The sequence below is a fragment of the Pseudomonas quebecensis genome, from assembly GCF_026410085.1.
Taxonomy (GTDB): domain Bacteria; phylum Pseudomonadota; class Gammaproteobacteria; order Pseudomonadales; family Pseudomonadaceae; genus Aquipseudomonas; species Aquipseudomonas quebecensis.
This window is the reverse complement of the sequence record NZ_CP112866.1, coordinates 1,058,354-1,081,768: the sequence shown is the minus strand read 5'-3', so window position 1 is coordinate 1,081,768 and position 23,415 is coordinate 1,058,354. Positions and strand designations below refer to the sequence as shown.

General features: G+C 59.5%; 23 protein-coding genes and 1 pseudogene. 12 read left to right on the top strand and 12 right to left on the bottom strand.

Annotation, left to right across the window (positions count from 1 at the left end; genetic code table 11):
• Positions 1-6: 6 nt before the first annotated feature.
• The 6 genes from OSC50_RS05145 to acs form a co-directional block, all read right to left on the bottom strand.
• Complete coding sequence (locus OSC50_RS05145) at positions 7-771, bottom strand: ABC transporter ATP-binding protein (RefSeq protein WP_124368064.1); 765 nt, start codon at positions 769-771, stop codon at positions 7-9.
• 27 nt (positions 772-798) lie between these two features.
• A complete protein-coding gene (locus OSC50_RS05140; RefSeq protein ID WP_253509036.1) occupies positions 799-1,911 on the bottom strand; it encodes a succinylglutamate desuccinylase/aspartoacylase family protein in 1,113 nt (370 codons plus the stop codon).
• Between the two features lies 1 nt (position 1,912).
• Complete coding sequence (locus OSC50_RS05135) at positions 1,913-2,611, bottom strand: ABC transporter permease (protein WP_181081211.1); 699 nt, start codon at positions 2,609-2,611, stop codon at positions 1,913-1,915.
• Positions 2,608-3,297, bottom strand: a complete 690-nt coding sequence (locus OSC50_RS05130) for an ABC transporter permease (protein WP_003193627.1) — start codon at positions 3,295-3,297, stop codon at positions 2,608-2,610. Before OSC50_RS05130 ends, OSC50_RS05135 begins: the two co-directional genes overlap by 4 nt.
• A 91-nt stretch (positions 3,298-3,388) precedes the next feature.
• Positions 3,389-4,174 (bottom strand): ABC transporter substrate-binding protein, encoded by a 786-nt coding sequence (locus OSC50_RS05125; protein ID WP_181081212.1) that lies wholly within the window; start codon positions 4,172-4,174, stop codon positions 3,389-3,391.
• A gap of 613 nt (positions 4,175-4,787) precedes the next feature.
• On the bottom strand, positions 4,788-6,743 hold the full coding sequence (gene acs, locus OSC50_RS05120; RefSeq protein ID WP_181081213.1) for an acetate--CoA ligase: 1,956 nt from the start codon (positions 6,741-6,743) through the stop codon (positions 4,788-4,790).
• Positions 6,744-7,143: 400 nt separating this feature from the next.
• Between acs and OSC50_RS05115 the strand changes: the two genes are divergently transcribed.
• The 5 genes and pseudogenes from OSC50_RS05115 to OSC50_RS05095 all read left to right on the top strand — a co-directional run bounded on the left by OSC50_RS05115 (position 7,144) and on the right by OSC50_RS05095 (position 10,760).
• The gene (locus tag OSC50_RS05115) at positions 7,144-7,413 is read left to right on the top strand and encodes a DUF2790 domain-containing protein (RefSeq protein WP_181081214.1); all 270 of its coding nucleotides are present in this window, start codon (positions 7,144-7,146) and stop codon (positions 7,411-7,413) included.
• A gap of 581 nt (positions 7,414-7,994) precedes the next feature.
• Entirely contained in the window at positions 7,995-9,245 is a 1,251-nt protein-coding gene (locus OSC50_RS05110) for a ribonucleotide-diphosphate reductase subunit beta (protein WP_253509038.1), read from the top strand.
• Positions 9,246-9,319: 74 nt separating this feature from the next.
• Positions 9,320-9,829 (top strand): hypothetical protein, encoded by a 510-nt coding sequence (locus tag OSC50_RS05105; RefSeq protein WP_253509040.1) that lies wholly within the window; start codon positions 9,320-9,322, stop codon positions 9,827-9,829.
• A 39-nt stretch (positions 9,830-9,868) separates the two neighbouring features.
• A pseudogene (locus tag OSC50_RS05100) lies at positions 9,869-10,040 on the top strand (HNH endonuclease); the annotation flags it as partial.
• A 72-nt stretch (positions 10,041-10,112) separates the two neighbouring features.
• Complete coding sequence (locus OSC50_RS05095; RefSeq protein ID WP_253509042.1) at positions 10,113-10,760, top strand: HAD-IB family hydrolase; 648 nt, start codon at positions 10,113-10,115, stop codon at positions 10,758-10,760.
• 27 nt (positions 10,761-10,787) lie between these two features.
• Here OSC50_RS05095 and vapC read toward each other — a convergent pair whose 3' ends face one another.
• The 3 genes from vapC to OSC50_RS05080 are packed head-to-tail and all read right to left on the bottom strand — an operon-like array spanning position 10,788 to position 12,758.
• Positions 10,788-11,192 carry a type II toxin-antitoxin system tRNA(fMet)-specific endonuclease VapC gene (gene vapC / locus OSC50_RS05090; RefSeq protein WP_181080163.1) on the bottom strand — a complete coding sequence of 135 codons (405 nt, stop codon included), beginning with the start codon at positions 11,190-11,192 and terminating at the stop codon, positions 10,788-10,790.
• Positions 11,185-11,757: a type II toxin-antitoxin system VapB family antitoxin gene (vapB, locus tag OSC50_RS26020; RefSeq protein WP_286670856.1), complete on the bottom strand. Its 573-nt coding sequence runs from the start codon at positions 11,755-11,757 to the stop codon at positions 11,185-11,187. The genes vapC and vapB overlap by 8 nt, the downstream gene beginning before the upstream one ends.
• Before the next feature lie 41 nt (positions 11,758-11,798).
• Complete coding sequence (locus OSC50_RS05080; protein ID WP_253509046.1) at positions 11,799-12,758, bottom strand: LysR family transcriptional regulator; 960 nt, start codon at positions 12,756-12,758, stop codon at positions 11,799-11,801.
• Positions 12,759-12,951: 193 nt separating this feature from the next.
• Here OSC50_RS05080 and argH point away from each other — a divergent pair, with 193 nt between their 5' ends.
• The 7 genes from argH (at position 12,952) to OSC50_RS05045 (ending at position 19,827) form a co-directional block, all read left to right on the top strand.
• Positions 12,952-14,379: an argininosuccinate lyase gene (argH, locus tag OSC50_RS05075; protein ID WP_253509048.1), complete on the top strand. Its 1,428-nt coding sequence runs from the start codon at positions 12,952-12,954 to the stop codon at positions 14,377-14,379.
• Positions 14,380-14,517: 138 nt separating this feature from the next.
• A complete protein-coding gene (locus OSC50_RS05070) occupies positions 14,518-15,396 on the top strand; it encodes an amino acid ABC transporter permease (RefSeq protein WP_181080160.1) in 879 nt (292 codons plus the stop codon).
• 24 nt (positions 15,397-15,420) lie between these two features.
• Positions 15,421-16,185: an amino acid ABC transporter ATP-binding protein gene (locus OSC50_RS05065; RefSeq protein WP_181080159.1), complete on the top strand. Its 765-nt coding sequence runs from the start codon at positions 15,421-15,423 to the stop codon at positions 16,183-16,185.
• 25 nt (positions 16,186-16,210) lie between these two features.
• A complete protein-coding gene (locus OSC50_RS05060; protein WP_181080158.1) occupies positions 16,211-17,032 on the top strand; it encodes an ABC transporter substrate-binding protein in 822 nt (273 codons plus the stop codon).
• Between the two features lie 89 nt (positions 17,033-17,121).
• Positions 17,122-18,291, top strand: coding sequence for an MFS transporter (locus OSC50_RS05055; protein ID WP_181080157.1), 1,170 nt, complete (start codon positions 17,122-17,124; stop codon positions 18,289-18,291).
• Between the two features lie 54 nt (positions 18,292-18,345).
• A complete protein-coding gene (locus OSC50_RS05050; RefSeq protein ID WP_253509050.1) occupies positions 18,346-19,299 on the top strand; it encodes a hypothetical protein in 954 nt (317 codons plus the stop codon).
• A gap of 147 nt (positions 19,300-19,446) precedes the next feature.
• Positions 19,447-19,827 carry a helix-turn-helix domain-containing protein gene (locus OSC50_RS05045; protein WP_181080155.1) on the top strand — a complete coding sequence of 127 codons (381 nt, stop codon included), beginning with the start codon at positions 19,447-19,449 and terminating at the stop codon, positions 19,825-19,827.
• A gap of 30 nt (positions 19,828-19,857) precedes the next feature.
• On the opposite strand, the gene OSC50_RS05040 is transcribed toward OSC50_RS05045, so the two are convergent.
• The 3 genes from OSC50_RS05040 to OSC50_RS05030 form a co-directional block, all read right to left on the bottom strand.
• Positions 19,858-21,363 (bottom strand): amidase family protein, encoded by a 1,506-nt coding sequence (locus OSC50_RS05040; RefSeq protein WP_266246473.1) that lies wholly within the window; start codon positions 21,361-21,363, stop codon positions 19,858-19,860.
• A 118-nt stretch (positions 21,364-21,481) separates the two neighbouring features.
• On the bottom strand, positions 21,482-22,198 hold the full coding sequence (locus tag OSC50_RS05035; RefSeq protein WP_266246475.1) for an amidase family protein: 717 nt from the start codon (positions 22,196-22,198) through the stop codon (positions 21,482-21,484).
• 131 nt (positions 22,199-22,329) lie between these two features.
• Positions 22,330-23,379, bottom strand: a complete 1,050-nt coding sequence (locus OSC50_RS05030) for an MBL fold metallo-hydrolase (RefSeq protein ID WP_181080152.1) — start codon at positions 23,377-23,379, stop codon at positions 22,330-22,332.
• Positions 23,380-23,415: the final 36 nt, after the last annotated feature.

Here is a 23,415-nt window from a genome sequence, read left to right as displayed (position 1 = left end):
GAGTGGCTACTTCAAGCTGCCGGACAGGAACTGCTGCAACCGCTCCGATTGTGGATTCACCAGCACTTCACGCGGGTTGCCGCGTTCTTCGACGATGCCTTTGTGCAAAAACACCAACTGGTTGGACACTTCACGAGCAAAGCCCATTTCGTGGGTCACCACCACCATGGTGCGGCCTTCCAGGGCCAGGTCCTGCATCACCTTGAGCACTTCGCCCACCAGCTCAGGGTCGAGCGCCGAGGTGGGTTCGTCGAACAGCATCACCTCCGGTTCCATCGCCAGGGCACGGGCAATCGCCACGCGCTGCTGCTCGCCGCCGGACATATGGCCGGGGAACGCATCCTTGCGATGGCCCACGCCGACCTTGGCCAGGTAGTGCTCGGCCTTTTCACGGGCGTCTTTTTTCGACATGCCCAGCACATGCACCGGTGCTTCCATCACGTTTTCCAACGCGGTCATGTGCGACCACAGGTTGAAATGCTGGAACACCATGGACAGGCGCGAACGCATGCGTTGCAGTTGCTTGGGATCGGCCGCCTTCATGGCGCCGTCCTTGTTGGCCACCAGTTTCAGCTCTTCGTTATTGAGCAGGATCTTGCCGGCGTGGGGTTGCTCCAGCAGGTTGATGCAGCGCAAAAAGGTACTTTTGCCCGAACCGCTGGAACCGATGATGCTGATCACATCACCGGCGGCGGCGGCCAGGGACACGCCTTTGAGCACTTCATGACTGCCATAGCGTTTATGCAGGTCTTGGACTTCAAGCTTGTACATGCGGTCGGTTCTCACAAAAACAGGTGGTCAGTCGTTGAGCAAGCGCCCGTGTCGCAGCGCTTCGCGCCCCGCCACCTTGGCCAGCCAGAAACCCGCTTGGGCATAACGTAGCCGTTCAACGGCAAACAGCACCCCCGAGGTGCCCGCGCAGATAATGCTCACGCGGTCGGTCAGGGGATCAATCACTTCAAAAATCGGTTCGCCTTTGTCGACCCAGTCCCCGGCCTTGCGCAGGTAACTGATCACCCCGGCGTGGGGCGCGAACAGCAACTCGGTGCCTTCGAACGGCACGCCTTCGCACGGTTCGTGTTGCGGCGCCGGCCACTCGCCTTTGATCAGGCCCTGCTCGGCGAGGAAGGCGAGGATGCCTTCGGCATGGAAGATCGCTTCGTCGCGACCGGTGTCGGCCTGACCGCCCAGCTCCAGCGTCGTCGCCAGGCACGCCAACGGGATCTGTGCCTCGGGGAATGCCCGCGACAAGCGCAACCACGGCAGCGAACAGGCTTCATCGAACGAACTGCCGCCGGAGTCTTCCGCGAGCAGGCCGACCTTCACATTCAGGTGCGCCGAGAGCGAACGCCACTGCGGCCAGTGCTGGGGCAACGCGTACATGTGCAGCGCGGCTTCGGCGTCGCAGTGCAGGTCGAGCACGATATCGGCGGTGCACGCATGCTTGAGCAATACGCGCTGCATGCCCTGCAGCTGACTGCTCGGCTCGGGCAGTGCGTCCAACGCCTGGCTCATCGCCTGGCGAATCAGGCGCACATTGGCGTGAGGGTCATCCCCCAGCTTGCCGGTGAGCAGCTCGGCCACGGGCTCGCTCAATTCAACGAAGTCGCGATTGAAATTCTTGCCGCTGCCCACTTCGAAACGGCCCTGGTGGCTGCCTTGCAGCAGCTGCCCAAGGCCCATCGGGTTGGCCACCGGCACCAGCTCGATCACGCCGTTGAGGGCGCCTTGCCGTTCCAGTTCGATCAGACGCTTTTTCAGCTCCCAGGCGGCGCGCATGCCGGGCAGCTCATCGGCGTGCAGGCTGGCCTGGATATACGCCTTGCGCTCGCCGCTGCCGAAACGGAACACACTCAGCTGGCGCTCGCAGCCCAGGTGGCCCCAGGGCAACAGGTGGTCGATACGTTCCATATCAGTGCTTCCGTGGAGCCAGGTAGCTCAGCCAGCGGCGCTCGGCCAACTTGAACAGGCGCACCAGGATGAAGGTCAGGCACAGGTAGAACACGCCGGCGGTGATATACGCTTCGAACGGCAGGTAATACTGCGCGTTGACGGTACGGGCCGCGCCGGTGATGTCGATCAATGTGACGATGGAGGCCAGGCTGGTGGTCTGCAGCATCATGATCACTTCGTTGCTGTACTGCGGCAGCGCGCGGCGCAGGGCCGACGGCAGCAGGATGCGGCGGTACAGCTTGTAGCGCGACATGCCCATGGCCTTGGCCGCTTCGATCTCGCCATTCGGAGTGGCCCTGAGGCTACCGGCAATGATTTCGGCGGTGTAGGCGCTGGTGTTGATCGCAAAGGCCAGGCACGCGCAGAACGTCGCGCTGGACAGCCACGGCCACAGGAAGCTCTCGCGCACCGCTTCGAATTGCGCCAGGCCGTAGTAGATCAGAAACAGCTGCACCAGCATCGGCGTGCCGCGGATCACGTAGGTGTAGAGCCAGGCCGCGCCGTTGACCAGCGGCTGCTTGGACACCCGCATCAAGCCCAGGGGCACCGCCACGAGCAGGCCGAAGAACAGCGAGATCGCCAGCAGTTTCAGAGTGGTCGCCAGGCCGCCGAGGTACAGCGGCATGGCCTCCCAGATGACGTTGTAGTCGAAGATCATAGATCAGCCGCCCTTACGCCTACCGAGTAGCGCTTTTCAAGGTAACGCAAGGCCAGCAACGACACGCTGGTGATCACCAGGTACATCGCCGCCACTGCGAGGAAGAAGGTGAAAGGCTCGCGGGTGGCGTCGGCCGCCTGCTTGGCCTTGAACATCATGTCTTGCAGGCCCACTACCGAGATCAGCGCGGTGGCCTTGGTCAGTACCAGCCAGTTATTGGTGAAGCCGGGGATCGCCAGGCGGATCATCTGCGGCACCATCACCCGGAAAAACACCTGGAAGCTGCTCATGCCATACGCAAGGCCGGCTTCGGCCTGGCCCTTGGGGATGGCCATGAAGGCGCCGCGGAAGGTTTCCGACAGGTAGGCGCCAAAGATGAAACCCAGGGTGCCGATGCCGGCGGCCAAGGGGTTCAAGTCGATATAGTCGTCAAAGCCCAGCAGCGGCGCGACGCGATTGAGCAGGTCCTGACCGCCGTAGAAAATCAGCAGGATCAGCACCAGGTCGGGGATCCCGCGGATCACCGTGGAGTACAAGTCACCCAGCCAGGCCAACCAGCGCACCGGCGACAGGCGCAACGCGACCCCGATCAGACCCAGAACAATGGCCAAGGCCATGGACGACAAGGCGAGCTGAAGCGTCAACCATGCGCCATCGAGGATGACGGCCCCGTAGCCTTTCAACATGATTCAGGTCCTCGAAAAGGGGGATGAAAAAATGGCGCAAACCGCAGGAATTCTGTTGCTTGCGCCATTCTGGACAGACAGCCGCGACGATTTACTTGGCGTCGGCACCGTAGATATCGAAGTCGAAGTACTTGTCCTGGATTTTCTTGTACTCGCCGTTGGCACGGATGGCAGCGATCGCAGCGTTGATGCGGTCCAGGTTTTCCTTGTCGCCTTTGCGTACCGCGATGCCTACGCCGTCGCCGAAGTATTTCACGTCGGTAAATGCCGGGCCTTCAAACGCGAAGCCTTTGCCGGCGTCGGTCTTCAGGAAACCGTCCTGCAGCAGGGTGGCGTCAGCCACGGTGCCGTCCAGACGACCGGCGGCCACGTCCAGGTAGATTTCGTTCTGGGTGCCGTAAGGAACCACGGTGGCGCCTTTAGGGGCCAGCACTTCCTTGGCGAAACGATCATGGATCGAACCGCGCTGCACACCGATCTTCTTGCCTTTCAACTCATCCAGGCTGTCGCTGACGGTCGTGCCTTCCTTCAACACCAGGCGCGCCGGGGTCAGGTAGTAGCGGTTGGTGAAGTCGACGGACTTCTTGCGGTCGTCGGTGATGGACATGGACGACAGGATCGCATCGATCTTGCGCACTTTCAGCGCGGGGATCAGACCGTCGAATTCCTGCTCGACCCAGGTGCATTTAACGTCCATCTGCTTGCACAGCGCGTTGCCGATGTCGTAGTCGAAACCGACGATGCTGCCATCCGGCGCTTTCGATGCGAACGGAGGGTAGGCTGCTTCGATACCAATTTTCAGCGGCTTGCCTTCAGCGAAAGCCTGCATGGACAGCACGGACAGCGCCAGGGCGCCCAACAGCACGAGTTTCTTCATCTTGGGACTCCATCGGTATAGGGCAGAAACAGCAGTATGAGCCAGGGCCCACGATGCGATTGAGTAAAACCGAATAGCGGTGCTGCGTCCTGCGCCGGTGGCTACCTGCGACGACGAGCGAGTGATCGGCATTCTAACGACAGGCCGGAAGCCGATATTTCCTCAATGCGACAACAATTTACAGAAGCACCGAGAAAGCGGTTCCAGCTCATTGACAGCCTCTGAAATTTATGCAGAGACAAAAGATATTAAACCTGTTGATGCTGCAAATTGCGGGCCTATTATTCGCAAACCCTTCTAGCACGGCAAGTCTGGCGTTTAATCTTATTTCAAAGGGTGTCTAAAACGCGGTTTTTCGCGGCATGAGCGTAGCGCTTTGCCTCATGCCTGGGCAGGAGGTTACACATTTGCACCGCTCGGTAACATTCAGAAACCTCCTACGGGAAAAACCGATATTTATTGGTTTCTACCTTGATCGTTCCCACGCTCCGCGTGGGAATGCAGCCCAGGACGCTCTGCGTCCGCTCTACTTGGATATCCACCGGTTTTAAGCAACGACAAAAAAGCCCCACTCGGCCTACGCCGAATGGGGCTGTTTGCCACCTACCCCGCCTTACGCGACGTTCATGGTCTTGTGCGTTTCAATCAAATGCGCCACCACACCCGGGTCGGCCAGGGTGGAGATATCCCCCAGCCCGTCATATTCGGCCGTGGCGATCTTGCGCAGGATACGACGCATGATTTTGCCCGAACGCGTCTTCGGCAGGCCCGGCGCCCACTGGATCACGTCCGGCGAAGCAATCGGCCCGATCTCTTTGCGCACCCAGTTTTTCAGCTCCAGACGCAGCGCTTCGGTCGGCTCTTCGCCACCATTCAAGGTGACGTAGACATAAATGCCCTGGCCCTTGATGTCGTGCGGCACACCCACCACCGCCGCTTCGGCGACTTTAGGGTGCGCGACCATGGCGCTTTCGATCTCGGCGGTGCCCATGCGGTGGCCGGACACGTTCAACACGTCATCCACGCGCCCGGTGATCCAGTAGTAGCCATCCTCGTCACGACGCGCACCGTCACCGGTGAAGTACATGCCACGGAAGGTCTTGAAGTAGGTGTCGACGAAACGGTCATGGTCGCCGTACAGCGTACGCGCCTGGCCCGGCCACGAATCGAGGATCACCAGGTTGCCTTCGGCGGCGCCTTCGATCAGGTTGCCGAGGTTATCCACCAACGCCGGCACCACACCAAAGAACGGCCGCGCCGCCGAGCCCGGCTTGAGCGCGTGGGCGCCGGGCAGCGGGCTCATCATGTTGCCGCCGGTTTCGGTCTGCCACCAGGTGTCGACAATCGGGCAACGGGACTGGCCGACGTTCTTGTAGTACCAGTCCCAGGCTTCCGGGTTGATCGGCTCGCCCACCGAACCGAGCAGGCGCAGGCTGCTGCCGTCGGCGCCTTCGCAGGCGGCGGTGCCCGAGGCCATCATCGCGCGGATCGCGGTCGGTGCGGTGTAGAGGATATTGACCTTGTGCTTGTCGACGATCTTTGCCACCCGGGTGATGTCCGGGTAGTTCGGCACGCCTTCGAACAACAGCGTGGTCGCGCCATTGGCCAGCGGGCCGTAAACGATATAGGTGTGGCCGGTGACCCAGCCGACGTCGGCGGTGCACCAGTAGATTTCGCCCGGGCGGTAGTCGAACACGCGCTCATGGGTCAGGGCCGCGTACAACAGGTAGCCGCCGGTGGTGTGCTGCACGCCTTTTGGCTTGCCGGTGGAACCGGAGGTGTAGAGGATGAACAGCGCTTCTTCGGCGCCCATCTCTTTGGGCGCGCACACAGTGCCCGCCACTTTCATCAGGTCTTCGTACCAGATGTCGCGATGCTGGTTCCACTTGATCTGGCCATTGGTGCGCTTGCACACGATGACCTTCTGGATGCTGCTGGTTTCCGGGTTGGTCAGGGCATCGTCGACATTAGCCTTGAGCGGAATTTTCTTACCGGCGCGGATACCTTCGTCGGCGGTGATCACCACTTTCGACTTACAGTCGATAATACGACCGGCCAGGGCCTCCGGCGAAAAACCACCGAATACCACCGAATGAATTGCACCGATACGCGCGCACGCCAGCATGGCGACCACGGCCTCGGGAATCATCGGCATATAGATAGTCACCACGTCACCACGGTGCACGTCCTGGCCACGCAGGGCGTTGGCGAACTTGCAGACTTCTTCGTGCAGCTCGCGGTAGGTGATGGTGCGGCTTTCGGCAGGGTCATCGCCCTCCCAGATGATCGCCGCCTGGTCGCCGCGCTCGGCGAGGTGACGGTCCAGGCAGTTGTAGGAAACGTTCAGGGTGCCATCGGCAAACCACTTGATGTCGACGTGGTGATCGTCGAACGACGTCTGCTTCACCGTGGTGAAAGGCTTGATCCAGTCGAGACGCTTGGCTTGCTCGCGCCAGAAACCATCGGGGTTGACCACCGACTGCTGGTACATGGCCTTGTAGGTCGCCTCGTCGGTCAGCGTGTTGGCTGCTACTTCGGGGCGAACGGGGTACAGGGAAGCCGCACTCATCTTTCTTACCTCGGTGACAATAGTTGTTTTTGTATGGCCCCTGTTGTAGCCGGGGTGAGCCTATAGAACCATTCGACGATGGTAGTAACAAGACCCTACAAATTGCCCTGCTATGCCATTACGCCGCTCTGGCCCGCTGCCTGCGCGGCTTTGCGCGCAGATGGAAAAAACCTGATTCGGCGATTGTTACAAAAACCGCCAAAAGTGTTTATCAAAAGCACGGGTATATGAATATAACCCGCAGGCCTAGAATCAGTTCCGCCAACCAAGGCACCGTGATTAACACCGTAACAGCCCCCACGAAGGCAACGTTAATCCGAACTTCCCAACTTTTAAGTTACACACGCGGCCTCACAAGGGCCCCGTGACCCCTTTCGCCCTGAAGAAGGTAGATACAGTAATGAAAGCTTTATTAGTTATGGCCCTCAGCAGCCTGTGCGCCACCGCCGCCCTGGCCGACGAGGCCCCGACTGAACTGGCCGGCCAGAATGCACCGATTGTTGAGGACTACACCTACAGCACCAAGCTGGACGTAGCCAAAGTGTTGTCCATGAGCAACATCCCGGAAGTCTGCGAAGTTGTACCGGTAAAAATGGAATATGAAGATTCCCAAGGTCAGCGTCACATTCTTAATTATCACGTGATGGGTAATGGTTGCTCTAACGGATAACAACTTCGTTAGTTGGAACAGACCCGGATCTTATTCGCCGCAAGAAATCGTTCTTGCGGCAAAGAACCGACGCCTGGCAAAGCACGCGGTACATGTGGGAATGGGGTTGCCCCCGATAGCGGTCGTCACTCAGCCCCTCCCCTCCCTTCCTCTCTTCAAAAAGCCCTACCCTACCCCCCACAATAAATAGCCCACCGCCCGTCAAAAATTTCCTACCCCATCAACCCCCCGCAAACCCTCACTCTGGCTCAAATAGCCGCCTTTTTGTCTCTGATCCGAGACCATCCGTCGCAACACAAAGCCGAATTTTTCCCTATAATGCGCGGGTAAATCGGGCCTGCAATATCCCTTTACACAGGGACGAAGAGCCAGACCTGAGGCCACCGCCGGAGCTTGCACCTGTTGCTCCGCCCCTCAAGCCTCACGCAGAGCACCCGTTACGCAATTTCCGTTTAATGCCTGCGCGAGCTGTTGCAAGAAACGATTCCTTAAGATCCACCGCGGCCCGAGAGCCGTGTGAACACCCAACCATCCGGTTTCACACGGGCACCTTGGAGCCCTCACGCAGGAGACGACACGTCATGCTGAGCTGGGACGAATTCGACAAAGAAGATGAAGGCGAAGTAGCCACCAAAGGCGCCAACGCCGGCCACGCCACCGAAGCCAACATGGACCGCCTCGACGGTGCCGGCGCCGCCGCCGCCATCGAAGCCCGCGCCGTCACCGCCAGTGACTCCGCCGCCATCGTGCGCGCCAAGGCCGCCCTGGACAAACTCGACGTCGCCGAAGGCCTCGCCGAACTCGAAGGCGCCTCCGCCCGCGTCGCCGTCGACGAAAAGCGCATGATCAACTGCCGCGCCGACCTCAACCAACTCGTGCCCTTCAAGTACGACTGGGCCTGGCAAAAGTACCTCGACGGCTGCGCCAACCACTGGATGCCGCAAGAGGTCAACATGACCGCCGACATCGCCCTGTGGAAAAACCCCGAAGGCCTTACCGACGACGAACGCCGCATCGTCATGCGCAACCTGGGCTTCTTCTCCACCGCCGACTCCCTGGTCGCCAACAACCTGGTGCTGGCCGTGTACCGCCTGATCACCAACCCGGAGTGCCGCCAGTACATCCTGCGCCAGGCCTTCGAAGAAGCGATCCACACCCACGCCTACCAGTACTGCATCGAATCGTTGGCCATGGATGAAGGCGAGATCTTCAACATGTACCACGAGATTCCATCGGTCGCCAAAAAGGCAGCCTGGGGCCTGAAGTACACCCGCTCGATCTCCGATCCGAAGTTCGAAACCGGCACCGTCGACACCGACAAGGAGCTGCTGCGTAACCTGGTCGCCTACTACTGCGTACTGGAAGGCATCTTCTTCTACTGCGGCTTCACCCAGATTTTGTCCATGGGCCGCCGCAACAAAATGACCGGCGTGGCGGAACAGTTCCAGTACATCCTGCGCGATGAGTCGATGCACCTGAACTTCGGTATCGACGTGATCAACCAGATCAAAATCGAAAACCCGCATTTGTGGGATGCCGAGATGAAGGAAGAAGCGACCCAGATGATCCTGCAGGGGACGCAGCTGGAGATCGAATACGCGCGCGACACGATGCCGCGCGGTGTTCTCGGCATGAACGCGGCGATGATGGAGGATTACCTCAAGTTCATCGCTAACCGCCGTCTGTCGCAGATTGGCTTGAAGGAAGAGTACCCAGGCACGACTAACCCGTTCCCGTGGATGAGCGAGATCATGGACTTGAAGAAAGAGAAGAATTTCTTTGAAACCCGCGTGATCGAGTACCAGACCGGCGGCGCGCTGAGCTGGGATTGATTAACAAGTAACAGTAAAAGAGCTGCTCACGGCAGCTCTTTTTTTTGATAAAAATTCAGGATCGGACCTACAGCATGGAAATGCTTGTCTTCACACTTATCAGTATCGCCCTACTCGCTCTTGGTGCCTGGAGCATTCTTTCGGGAAGAGTCTACAGACAACCATTTGCCCTTTACCTAATTGGTTTCCTATTGGCACTGGGTGGTGGGTACATCGCATATGGCCTGGATCTGGGCTCCCAAAACGGTACAGTTTCTAAATTTTTCACCCATCTGAAACTCGCCTCATCGTTTGTCAGTTACACCATCGCAGCAGCAGGCGGCAGCCTCATCGCCAGCGGTATTGTTCTGAAAGCACAACACCAGGCCCAAAGGGACTACCTAAAAGCGAAAGCCTCCGTAGACCTGGTTCTGGACAACATCAGGATCATTCAATTGAGCGCCAAGGAAATACTCGACGACCCTGCAAGATTCCCTTTAGAACAACAGAAAAAAAGACTTCGCGCTTTGCGCGAGCGCTTTTGTGACCAGAAGATCGCGCTGCGTCAAGCCTCTGATCGACTAGATCGAATGGCGCATCTATAGAGGCCTAGGTGGCGGCAGACTTATTATTTGGAGTGCCCGCCACTTCTTGAAGTACATCAGCACAAACACCTGCCTCCAGAAGGGTTCGGATCGCATCACCAATGCTGTAGCCTTGTGCCCCAATTGCCATCAGCGTTGTCACCGGTCGAGTGATCGAGAGGCTTTCACCGAAGGGCTTTACGCCAAGGTCGGAAGATTGGCACGGGAGTAGACTCCTGCTGTCACACCTGATGCACGCTTAAAAAATACTAGATAGGACCGAGGCCACCCCGTGAACCCAGACATGCTCGAAGCCGGCCCCGTAGACGCCAAAGTACTCTCCGTCTTTGACTTCGACGGCACCCTGACCCACCACGACAGTTTCGTGCCCTTCCTCAAGTTTGCCTTTGGCACCGGCGAGTTTTATGGCCGGATGGTCAAGCTGGCGGTGCCTGGGCTGCGCTTTTTGGTGCGGCAGATCAGCCGGGATGAGTTGAAGGCGCAGTTGATCCGCACCTTTATGACCGGGGTGGAGAAGACGTGGGTGCAGCGCAAGGCCGAGGAGTATTGCCAGCGCAATTGGGCGCGGTTGATGCGCCCGGCGGGGGTTTTGTCGGTGGAGCAGGAATTGGGCTCGGGGGCGGTGGTGACGCTGTGCTCGGCGTCGCCGGCGTTGGTGTTGCAGCCGTTTGCCGATCGGCTGGGGATCAAGTTGATTGGCACGGAGCTTGAGGTGGTCGACGGGGTGTTGACCGGCAAGCTCACCGGGAATAACTGCCGGTGTGAGAATAAGGTGCTGCGGCTCGAAGCGGTGTATGGCGATTTGGGTGAGTATCGGCTGCGGGCCTGGGGCGATACACGTGGGGATCGGGAGTTGCTGGCGGCGGCGCAGGATGCGCATTTTCGGCATTTTCATGCGAAGAAGAAAAAGCGGGCTCGGTTGCAGCGGTGATTCGGGTGGTGGTTTTCAGGGAACGCTTTAAGCCGCTACCCAGTTCTCCACAATCAAGCCATTCACGCGCTTGAACTCACATTCATTGTTAGTCACCAAGACCAAGCCTGCGCTTCTAGCGTGCCCGGCGATATGGAGATCATTTACACCGATAGGCGTGCGCTTTTTCTCCAGATCCGAACGAATCGAGCCGTAGTGAAAGGCGGCCTTGTCATCGTAGTTAAGGACGTCGAGGCGGGAAGAAAAGTCTTCCACGGCTCGCGTATTTTTCTCAACGAGCTGACTCTTTTCTGCTCCATGCATCAGCTCTGCGAGGGTAATTGAAGAAATCACCATACGCCCTACGTTCGCGTTGAATTTTTCCAGTATTTCGATGGGCCGACGCTTGATGATGTAGATCACGATGTTGGTGTCAAGCATGTACTTAATCATCAAAAGACTCTCGCTCTTGCTGGGTTTGATCGGCGCGCTCTTCCATAAAATCATCAGATACCGATTGGCCTGCAAGGAAAAAGCTGTCCCAAGTGTTTTCAACCGGCGAAATGATCAGCTCGCGTCCCACAGCGCGGACCTCGACAGTTTTCACCCCCGCAGGAAAGCGCATGTCAGCAGGGATACGAATATTTTGCGTTCGATTGTTAGTGAAGATCGTTCCAGAAGACATAGAGAACACCTCTTTGGGTAGGGAAGACTGGGAAGAATGATAGTTCGTGGATGCTCTATTGCAAAGCTCTATAGCAGTCATCCGACGGACGCCCATCCTTAGCCCATAGGCATGGGGAGCTAGGATCAAGCGTTCGAACCGCTCTTGCTCATAGCCGCCAGCTACTTCCTGCAGCCATAAAACGCCAACGCGCCCCTGAATTTGATAACAAATCCACCGTTCGCGTCGAAAACGATAACGGCCTGGAGGAAAAGGCGATGCGAGTGGAGAAGTTCGACAGGGAAACCGAATCGATCCCATCGCAGCCTCGCTAAAGCTCGACACCTCCCACATTTGACCTTTTCCAGCCCGTTGATCTGTGTTCGGCGAGTGGTTTATGTGGTGGCTTTGAGGTTTACGCCCAGGGCGGTGGCAAAAGCTTTTACCAGCGGACTTCTCGGCGCGTTGTGGCGCAGGATCAGGTTGAAGGCGGTGCTCAGGTGAACGTGCTCCGGGCACAGTGCGCGCAGGCGTCCTTCCCTTACCAGCGGTGCGGCGTAGTGTTCGGGCAGGAAACCGATGAAGCGGCCGGTCAGCACCAGGATGGCGACCGCTTCAACCTGGGAGGCTGAGGCGGATTGGCTGTCGTAGTTGACGAAATTAGTCTTGTCGCGATGGATCGCATACCGATGGTTGACCACTTCGTATTGGCGCAGCACCTCGGGCGTTATGTCGTTCGCGGTGAAGAGCGGGTGCCCTACGGCGCAGTAGGCGTGGGCCTTTTCTTCGTAGAGCGGGAAGTAGTCAAATTCTTCGCGGCGCTGGTAGACGGGGACGATGCCGACAATCAAGCGCCCTTCCACCACGCCGCGTTCAACTTCATCCAGTTGCGAGGCGTGCAGGCGTAATCTAACTTTTGGCGATTGGCTATGTAAGTTGCCCAGTGCGGTAATCAGCGGGGAATTAACGTCGGACACAGTGTTATCAATAACGCCCACACTAAGGTCGCCAATGAGTTCATTTTGCGCCGAACTAAGCTTGTCTCTGAAACTGTCCACCGAGGTAAATAACTCGATGGACGCTTGATACACCAACTTGCCTTCTTCGGTCAGCCCGAAGCCTTCCCGGCCGCGCGTACACAGGCGCATGCCGATACGAATTTCCAGATCGGAGATCTGTTTGCTGATGGCCGCCAGGCCCACATTCAGCTCGTTTTGCGCAGCACTGAAGCCGCCGGCCTCGACCACGGCCATAAATACCCGCAGCAGTTTGAAGTCCAAACCACTGAGTTGCAGGGGCGGTCGTGCGCCGGGTTTGGGCGGCAGGTTTCCAGAAGTGGAAAGTGGAGTTTCCATAATACGCGTTGACCTCTAGTGCCATATTCAACAGGCTTCAACCCAATCCTTGAACATAGCCAGGCGGCGATAATGAACATAAACATCCGCCCTTGGCAACCTTGAATACGGCGCGTCAGACGTCGATTCAACCCGATTGAAATTTGATTGTTACTGCCTCCGACTCTTCTAAAAACAAGCGTGAGGAACATCTATGTCTCAGCCCACCGATCGCCTTTGGGGCGCGCGTTTCAAGACCGGCCCGTCTGCTGCGTTGGCCGCGTTGTCGCGCTGCCCTGAGCGCTATTTCCGCCTGACGCCCTACGACCTGGCCGGCTCCCGTGCCCATGCCCGTGAGTTGCAGCGCGCCGGTTTACTGGACGAGTCGGAGACCTTGCGTACCCTCGAGGCCCTGGACCGTATCGGCGATGACTTCGCCGCCGGCCGCCTGCATCCGACCCAGGATGACGAGGACGTGCACACCTTTATCGAACGCGTATTGACCGAACGCCTGGGCGCCCTGGGCGGCAAGTTGCGCGCCGGGCGTTCGCGCAATGATCAAACCGCCAACGATTTGCGCCTGTTCCTGCGCGACCATGCGCGCACCATCACCACCGAGGTGCTGGGTTTGCAGCAGGCGTTGGTGGCGCAGGCCGAGCAACATGTCGAGAGCATCTGCCCCGGTTTTACCCATTTGCAGCAGGCGCAACCCATCGTGTTCGCCCATCACTTGCTGGCTCACGCACAGTCGATGTTGCGCGATGTACAGCGCCTGGTGGATTGGGATGCACGTACGGCGTTGTCGCCATTGGGCGCCGCCGCGATGGCGGGCTCGGCGATTGCGCGGCAGCCGGAGCATTCGGCTAAGGAAATGGGCTACACCGGGCCGTGCGAAAACTCCATCGACGCTGTCGCCAGCCGTGACCATGTGGCGGAGTTCCTGTTTGTGGCAGGCATGCTCGGGGTGAATATTTCGCGGCTGTCGGAGGAGTTTTGCCTGTGGTCGTCGCGCCAGTTTCGTTGGGTCGTGTTGGACGATGCCTACGCCACCGGCAGCTCGATCATGCCGCAGAAAAAGAACCCGGACATTGCCGAATTGGCACGGGGCAAAGCCGGACGTTTGATCGGCAACCTGACCGGGTTGATGTCCACGCTCAAGTCGTTGCCACTCTCCTACAACCGCGATTTGAGTGAAGACAAGCACAGTGTATTGGACAGCGTGGACACCTTGCTGCTGGTGCTGCCGGCCATGGCCGGGATGGTCGCGACCATGAAAGTCCAGGTGGAGGAGTTGCGGCGCCAGGCCCCGATGGGCTTTACCTTGGCGACTGAGGTGGCGGATTGGCTGGCTACCCGTGGCGTGCCGTTCAAGGAGGCCCACGAGATTACCGGCGCTTTGGTGCAGGCCTGTGAGAAGCATGAGATCGAGTTGTGGGAAGCCTCGCCGGCGATGTTGGCGGAGGTGGATGCAAGGTTGACGCCCGAGGTGCGGGACTGCCTGACATTGGAAGCGGCGATTGCGGCGCGCAGTGGCTGGGGTGGGACGGCGCCGGAGCGGGTTAGGGAGCAGATTGGGCGGTTGAAGATTGCACTGGCGGCTCAGCAGCAATGGGCCGACACCTATACCGGTTTCAGAATTTGAAGATCGTTCCTGCGCTCCGCGTGGACATGCTCCGCCTCCCACCGAGCCGTGCGCAAGAGTGACGCAGAGCGTCACGGGATGCATTCCCACGCAGAGCGTGGGAACGATCAGGCAACACGTATTTTTTGGAGAATCACCATGAACCAAACTCCGGCCGAGCGCTTGGAAATAGAGCGCAAGCTGTCCGAAAACCAGTTCGATATCACGCAGTACGAGCACGTGCCGCGGCGTTATTACGGGCGCATGTTTTTTGCCACGTTGATCGTGATCGTAATGGCCGCGTTGTTGCGCGCGTTCGCCAACGGCCAGATCGAATGGTCCTACATCGGCCAGTTTCTGACGTCTGAAGCGATCCTGTGGGGCTTGGCCAATACCATCATCATGTCGATCCTGGCGATGGCGCTGGGCGTGGTGATCGGGGTGATCACGGCGATCATGCGCATGTCGGCCAACCCGATCCTGCGTTACGTGGCCATCACCTACACCTGGCTGTTTCGCGGCACGCCGCTGATTCTGCAGTTGCTGCTGTGGTTCAACCTGGCGTTGATCTTCCCGGTGATCGCGATTCCCGGCCTGTTCAGCATCGACACCGTCGACCTGATGACACCCTTCGTGGCCGCCCTGCTCGGCCTGAGCATCAACCAGGGCGCCTACACCGCCGAGGTGGTGCGCGCCGGCTTGCTGTCGGTGGACACCGGCCAGTACGAAGCCGCCAAGTCCATCGGCATGCCGAGCCTGCAGGCGCTGCGTAGGATCATTCTGCCGCAGGCCATGCGCGTGATCATTCCGCCAGTAGGCAACGAGTTCATCAGCATGGTGAAAATGACCAGCTTGGCCAGCGTGATTCAGTACTCGGAGCTGCTGCACAACGCGCAGAACATCTACTACGCCAACGCCCGGGTGATGGAGCTGCTGATGGTGGCCGGTATCTGGTACCTGGCGGTGGTGACCGTTCTTTCATTTGGCCAAAGCCGCCTGGAGCGTCGTTTTGCCCGCGGCGCCGGCAAGCGCTCGTAAGCCTGGGTTGAGGAGATTTGCCCCATGAGAAGCATCGTCAAGGCCGTCAACCTGAACAAGTACTACGACCAATTTCACGCGCTGCGCGACATCAATATCGAGGTCGAGCAAGGCGAAGTCATGTGCATCATCGGCCCGTCCGGCTCGGGTAAAAGCACGCTGCTGCGCTGCGTCAACCAGCTGGAAAAAATCGACAAGGGCGGCCTGTGGGTCGACGGCGAACTGGTGGGTTATCGGGTCGTCGGCAACAAGCTGCATGAGATGAACGAAGTGCAGATCGCCCGCCAGCGCCTGGCCACTGGCATGGTGTTCCAGCGCTTCAACCTGTTCCCGCACATGACGGTGTTGCAGAACATCATCGAAGGCCCGTGCCAGGTGCTCAAGCGCTCGCCCAAGGAAGCCACCGAGGATGCCTTGGAATTGCTGGCCCGCGTCGGCCTGGCGGACAAGCGCAATGCCTATCCGGTGGAATTGTCCGGCGGCCAGCAACAGCGTGTGGCGATTGCCCGCGCGTTGGCAATGCGCCCCAAGCTGATGCTGTTTGACGAACCTACGTCAGCCCTCGACCCGGAGCTGGTCGGCGAAGTGCTGTCGGTGATGCGCGATTTGGCCACCACCGGCATGACCATGATCGTGGTCACCCATGAATTGGGCTTTGCCCGTGAAGTGTCCAACCGCATGGTGTTTATGGACGCAGGCCAGATTGTGGAAGCCGGCAGCCCCGAAGACATTCTAATAAGCCCACAAAACCCGCGTACCCAAAGCTTTATTTCTGCCGTTCGCACTTAACTAAAAAACTAACGAGAACGCCCCCATGAAAAACATGTTCCTCCCCACCCTGCTCGCCGGCCTGATGGCCTCCTCCGCAGTGTTCGCAGCGTTGCCGGCGGCCATCAAGGATAAAGGCGAAATCAGCGCGGCCATCGTGCCGAACTACCCGCCGATGGACTTCAAGGACCCGGCCACCAACCAGCTCACCGGTTTTGACTTCGACCTGGGCAACGCCCTGGCCGAGCGCCTGGGCGTGAAGATCAAGTGGCAGGAAACCGGCTTCGAGCAAATGCTCAGCGGCCTGACCACCAAACGCGTGGATATCGTGCTGTCGGGTATGAGCGACACCGCCGAGCGTCAGAAATCGGTGACGTTCATCGATTACTTCACCAGCGGCCCACAGCTGTACACCCTGGCCAAGCGTGAAGAGATCAAGGAATTGACTGACCTGTGCGGTAAAAAAGTCGGCACCAGCCGCCGTACCACCTGGCCGTCGGAAATTACCGCGTGGAGCAAGGAACACTGCGAAGCGGCGGGTAAGCCGGCCATTGTGGTGATCGGCACCGAAGGCTCGGCGGACGCGCGGGCGCAGTTGCAGCAGAACCGCCTGGATGCGGCGATGCAGGGCAGCGAGACCCTTCCTTATCTGATGTCGTTGGACAAGGGTAAGTACAAGCCGGTGGGTCAGGCGATTTCCAAGCAGTTCACCGGGCTGGGCATCGAGAAGAGCAACACTGAGCTGGTGACGGCGATCAGTGAGACGTTGCAGGGCATGATCGATGATGGCACCTACGGCAAGATCCTGAAAAAGTGGGACCTGGAGCAAGGGGCGGTCGAGAAGATCACCATTAATGCCGGCCAATAACTCGGTCTAAAAAATGTAGGAGGGGCTTGCCTCCTCCTACATTTGCCCTGTGTTGTCATCAAGTACTCACTAGGACGCTCGCCCCCACCGTGGCCACCTACTCCCTGGTAATCCGCCGCCTGATGATCTGCTCGGTGACCATTGTGGTCAGCCGCGCCATGACCAGCCCGTTGCTGGCGCTGCTGTTGAGCACGCGCCTGGGCTTGAATCAGCAGGACATCGGCCTGCTGATGGGGGTTGCGGTGTTTATCGCCACCCTGCTGGGCCTCTACGGCGGCTACATCATCGACCGTCTGGAAAAGCGCAAGCTGTTGATCCTGGCGATGCTCTCCAGCTCCATCGGGTTTCTATTGCTGACCTTTGCCAGCAACCTCTACCTCACCACCTTGACCCTGGTGATCACCGAAGCTGCGTCGGCGCTGTTTTTGATCGGTTCCAAGGCGATCATCAGCGAGAACCTGCCGGTGGGCGAGCGCGCCAAGGTGTTTTCCCTGCGCTACACCCTGACCAACGTCGGCTACGCCACCGGCCCGATGGTGGGCGTGGTGATTGCCGGGCATATGCAACTGGCGCCGTTCCTGATTGCCAGTGCAATTGCTTTGGGCAGTGTGTTCCTGATGATCGGCATTGCACCCACCCAGCGCGACGACAGCGTCAGGCCGCTGAGTTTTTTCAGCACCCTGCGTACCTTGCGCAATGACCGCACGCTGATCCTGTTCACCAGCGGCAGCCTGTTGAGCACCATTGTCCACGGGCGCTACACGCTTTATCTGTCGCAGTTTCTGCTGGTGGCCTACAAGCCCGAGCAGGCGCTGAAGATTCTGTCCGCCGTGCTGGCGTGCAACGCCATCACGGTAATCCTGATGCAGTACCAGATCGGCCGCTTTCTCAAGCGCGAACAATTGCGTTACTGGATCATGCTGGGCACCGCGCTGTTCATCGCCGGGCTGATCGGCTTCAGCCTGGCCGACGGCCTGCTGGGCTGGTGCGTGGCGATGTTCGTGTTCACCCTGGGCGAGATGATCATCTACCCGTCCGAGTTCCTGTTTATCGACACCATCGCCCCCGACGCCTTGCGCGGCAGTTACTACGGAGCGCAGAACCTGGCGGCCTTCGGCGGGGCGATGAGCCCGGTGATCTGTGGCTATCTGTTGATCAATGCGGCACCGACCAGCATGTTCTATGCGCTGGGTGCGCTGACCGCACTGGGGGGTACCTTGTGCTTCCTGAGTGGGCGTCGCGTTGCAGGTTCTTGCTGATATTTACTCGGGATACGGCTATTAATAGCGAACTTTCTCACGGACCCGAGCCCCATGAAATTCGACACGGCCTACTGCCTGAGTCTCGACGAGAAGCTGTCGATCTATGATGTACGAGAGCTGAATTTCGACGAAACCGCCGATTTCGACTCCGACACCGACAGCTTCCTCTGCCCCAACGACGCGTGCCGTGCCGCCTTCAAGGCGAGCAACACACTGAGCACCTTCAATGCGAAAAACGTCAACTACCAGCGCACGCCGCATTTCAAGAACAAGACCGGCACCCAGCACATCGACGGCTGCCGCTACGCGAGTACGCACAAAGGTACGGACGGCGAAAACGAGGACGACCGCGAGGATAATTTCCCATCGGAATTCGTACTGACGCGGCGCACTTACCCGCGTAAAGCCTCGACCGTGAATACTGAGGGACAGCCCCCACAAGATCCGACGAAAACACCCCCGACACGCATCGGTACGTCCGTCAGCGGCAGCGACGCTACGCCGGATAAAACCAGCGTATTCGCCCACCCGGTGGAGTGCTACGTGTCGAATATCGACGACAAGGACAAGCTGAAGAGCATGCCGTTGAAGATCGGCGAGCACACCGCGACCTACTGGACCTTTTTCAAAAAGATCGAATACCTGCAGGACAACAAGGGCCTGATCTACTGGGGCAAAATCAAAGAGATCAAGGACTACACCAACAGCTTTCGCATCGATTTCGAAAAGAAGGTGTGGCTCGACAAGAAGCCCTATTCGGTGAATGTCTACCTGAGCAAAAAGCTCATCGACAACTACCGCAAGCGCAAGGCATTTCTGGAGCAGATCAAGGCGGCGGTCGCCAGCGAGCGGGCGTTGTATTGTTTTTTCTATGGAGTGACGCCGGAACTCAAGCAGGTGCCCAGCAAGAAAAACCCCGAACAGACGTTCGGGGTGTTCAGCGCGAATATCGAAAACCTGGACCACTTGATCGTTCGCGAGGTGCCGGGGGCCGAAGAGCTGTAACCCACTGCTGGCGAGCGATCTGTGTCGTGCACCCGGTTATCGGCATCGACGCGGCAAGGGGAAAACTTCGAGGGGATGAGCGGTCAAAACAACTGTACAAAAACACAGTATAGTAACCCCTCACTCGTCGAACCCTGGAGAAATCCCATGTCCTCTCTGGCAATGAGCTCTTCTGTAGACCAGCAGATCGTGCTTCACCAATTCACCGCTAAACACAGCGTGCAGGCGCGCGCCATGCTCGGCTGGAGCCGCGAAGAGCTGGCCCGCCAGGCCGGGGTGCCGGTGAGTGCGCTTCAACAATTCGAAAGCCTGGGAGAGGTGGACGATGACACCCGCCTGGCCCTGGCGTTTCGGCTGGAGGCTGAAGGGCTGGTGTTTTTTCCGGGGTTTGCGCCGGGGTGGGGAATGCGTACGCGCCGGTTTGGCACCTCACCCACCGAGCCCGCGGCGCAAAGCGTCATTTCGCGCCTGATGGGCTCGACGACGGCGGCCCTCGACGGGTCGGCGCCGCAACCCAATGGGGCCTGACAGCAGGCCAGGGGTTGGAACAGTGCGTAGTCACAACCCAGGCCTGGCAGGCACTTTTGCCGCCTGCTCATACCCATGCGCCACGGCCAGCAGCGTCGGCTCCGACCAGCGTGCACCGAAGAAGTAGGCACTGGTGGGTGCACCATTTGCATCCTTGCCCGACGGTACGCTGATGCCAGGGTAGCCGGACGCGGCGACTGCGAAGTAACTGTTGGTTTCGAAATCCGAGACCAGGGCGTCCAGGGATTGCTGATCGATCAACTCGTCCACCGTGCCGCGAAAGGCCTGGATGAGCGCATCCCATAACGGCGCGCGTTCTTCGGCGCTCAGGGTGGAGGCTTCGACGTCCTTGAGTACCGGCTGGTGGTCCGTGTCGGTGCCGTCGCGCTGCTCGTTGAAACGGATCAACTCAGACACAGACTTCACCGGCAACCCGTCGCGCTTGGCCAGATAGCCATTGAGTTCGTCCTTTACATCGGCAAGCAGTAACTCGTCATAACGCGAGGCATCCGCCAGGCGAATGTTGACCGGCACAAGCTGTGCCCCCTGGGTGCGGAGCACTTCAAGCGTTTGCGCAAACTGCGGGCTGTTGTCCACCGGCAGGCTTTCGCCGTCGGCGGAAAACGTTGCGGGATACCCGATACGTTTACCCTGCAACGCGCCGGGCGTGAGCAATGCGGTGTAGTCGATCCCTGTGGGTGCCTGAGTAGTCGCTGCGTCGTGGGGGTCACTGCCCGACAAGGCGTTGAGCAATAGTGCGCTGTCAAATACCGTGCGGGCCATGGGCCCTGGCGTGTCCTGTCGGTGGCTGGCCGGGATGATACCGCTGCGGCTCAATACGCCCACGCTGGGCTTGAGCCCCACCACACCGTTGAACGCGGCCGGTACGACGATCGAACCATTGGTTTCGGTGCCGACCGCCAATGGTGCCAGGCCGGCCGCGACCGCCACCGCCGAGCCTGAACTCGAGCCGCCTACGGGCGCGTCGGCATCGTGAGGGTTGCGAGTTTGGCCGCCCCGGCGGCTCATGCCGTCGGGGCCACCGCGAAAGCCTGCCAGCTCAGTCAGGTTGGTTTTCCCCAGGATCACCGCGCCCTGCTGGCGCAGGCGTTCGACGATAAATGCATCTTGGGCGGCCGGGGCGCCCACCAGGGCAAAGGCGCCGGCGCTGGTTTGCTGGGTGTCCGCGGTCTCGATGTTGTCTTTGAGCAACACGGGGATGCCATGCAGTGGCCCGCGCACTCTGCCGTTGGCGCGCTCGCAATCAAGCTCGCGGGCGATGTCCAATGCTTGCGGGTTGAGTTCGATGACGGCGCTCAAGGCGGGGTCGAGTGTTCGAATTCGCTGCTGCAGGTAACTGACCAGCTCGACCGACGTCAGCCCGCCCGGCCGGGCCATCTGCTCTCCAAGTTCACGAACACTCGCGTATTCGGTTCCCGGCGGAACGGGCCTTGATACCGGCGCAGGCGCGTTCAATCCCATCAGTTGCACAGCGTGTTTAACCACCGCACTCACACCGTAACCCATGCCAAACATAAACCACCTCCCAGGAAGGGTAAGAAACGACGAAGGATCACCGTTGATCCGTGCGCCAGTCTAAAAACTCCCCTCTTCCCAGGCTGCGTGATGCAAGCACTTCACTGCGTGCGATTGTTCAACGCGGCGAGTAGGCGTGCGGCTGGCCCTGACCAGCACTGCGATAAGCCTGTACCAGCGCGGGCAGCGAATCCCTGGACCACCGCGCCACGTAGAACCACAGCGTCGCGCCGTCCTCAAGCGGCTCGCCCAGCCTGGCGTAACCGCCCCAGCACGCGTCATGGAACGCACTGCTGCGGCTGTCCGACACCAGGGCATCGAGTCGGTATTCACTCACCAACGCATCGATTTCATTGTGGGTATGCAGATCGAATCGCAGACTGGCATCGGCCTGCCGGGCAGGCACAGGCACAAGTTGCGCACCGGCGCGGCTCAGCCTGTCCAGCGCATGGGTGAACGTCGCTCGATGTTCGATCGGTTCGTGCGCATCGCCATGGGTATAGCGGTCGGCAACGCCTATGCGCCTGCGCGCCAATGCCTGGCAGGGTGCAAACGTACTGTCGTTTTGCACCAGCGGTACTTCCACCATCACGGGACCCGAAGGCTCGATGCCACTCAACGCAATAAGCGATAACGCCGGGTCTCGCACGGTCTTCATCATCGGCCCCGGCACATCTTGCCTGGGGGCAGGAATGCCTGGCTGGGGCGCGGTCGCGAAGGCAATGCTGCCTTGAGTGGCCTGCTTCTCAGGGCGATTGCCCACGGGCGCCGACGACAGGCTGGCCGGACAGGACGACGGGTAAGGTTCCAGGGCGCCAGGCGCGCAAGGTCGCAAAATTTTCCTACAATCTTCTTCCATCAAAACCTGCCCCGGACTGTGAATTTGCCGGGATCATCGCACCTCTCACGCTTACGTGTCGCAGGGGTGAAACACTTTGAAAACTCCTTTTCCAGGCACCTGGCGCATCAGCTCACCAGCCGCTCCTCAAGGCCCTGGGGCTCCACGTCCAGCCACCATGCATGCCCGCGTTCCGGCTGGTTCAAGCTGAACGCCCGGCCCATTGGCGGCGTGGTAATCGCCACGTTGCGTTCCCACGCCAGCGCCATGATGCGGTCAAACGGTTCGTGCCAGGCATGAAACGCCAGGTCGAAAGTACCGTTGTGGATCGGCAACAGCCAACGCCCTTTGAGATCGATATGCGCCTGCAGGGTCTGCTCCGGCTGCATGTGCACATGCGGCCAGTCAACGTTGTAGGCGCCGGTTTCCATGAGGGTCAGGTCAAACGGACCGTAGTGATCGCCAATGCGTTTGAAGCCGTCGAAGTACCCGGTGTCGCCGCTGAAAAAAATCCGTCGCGCGCCGTCGATCATCACCCAGGAACACCACAGCGTCTGGTTGGCGTCGAACAGGCCTCGCCCGGAAAAATGCTGGGCGGGCGTCGCGACAAAACGAATGCCGCCCACCTCGGTCCCCTCCCACCACTCCAATTGACGAACCTTGTCGGCATCCACGCCCCATTTGATCAGCAGGTCGCCCACGCCCAGCGGCGCCAGAAAACAGCGGGTCTTGGCGGCCAACCGGACCACCGCATTGCGGTCCAGATGGTCGTAGTGGTTGTGGGAAAGAATCACCGCCTCCAGGTCGGGCAGGTCTTCAAGGCTGATCGGCGGCTGGTGGAAACGCTTGGGGCCGGCCCAACCGAATGGCGAGGCGCGCTCTGCGAAGACCGGGTCGGTCACCCAGAACTTGCCACGCAGCTTGAGCAGGACGGTGGAATGGCCGAGGCGAAACACACTGTGGTCGGGTGCGTCCAGTAACTGCTGGCGCGTTAAAGGCTCGACCGGAATGGCTCCTACGGGGCGCGTGGTGCGGGGTTTGTTGAACAGCATGTTCCAGAAAATGCGCAACGTTTTGCCAAACCCGGCGTGCTGCACCGGCGCCTCATTATTGAAATGTCGTTTGCCCTGCTTGGCGCGCGGGGTGGAAGGGTCGACACGGGATGAAATCGTGGGCATGACAGAGTGACTCCTGCGGTCCGCTCATAAATTACA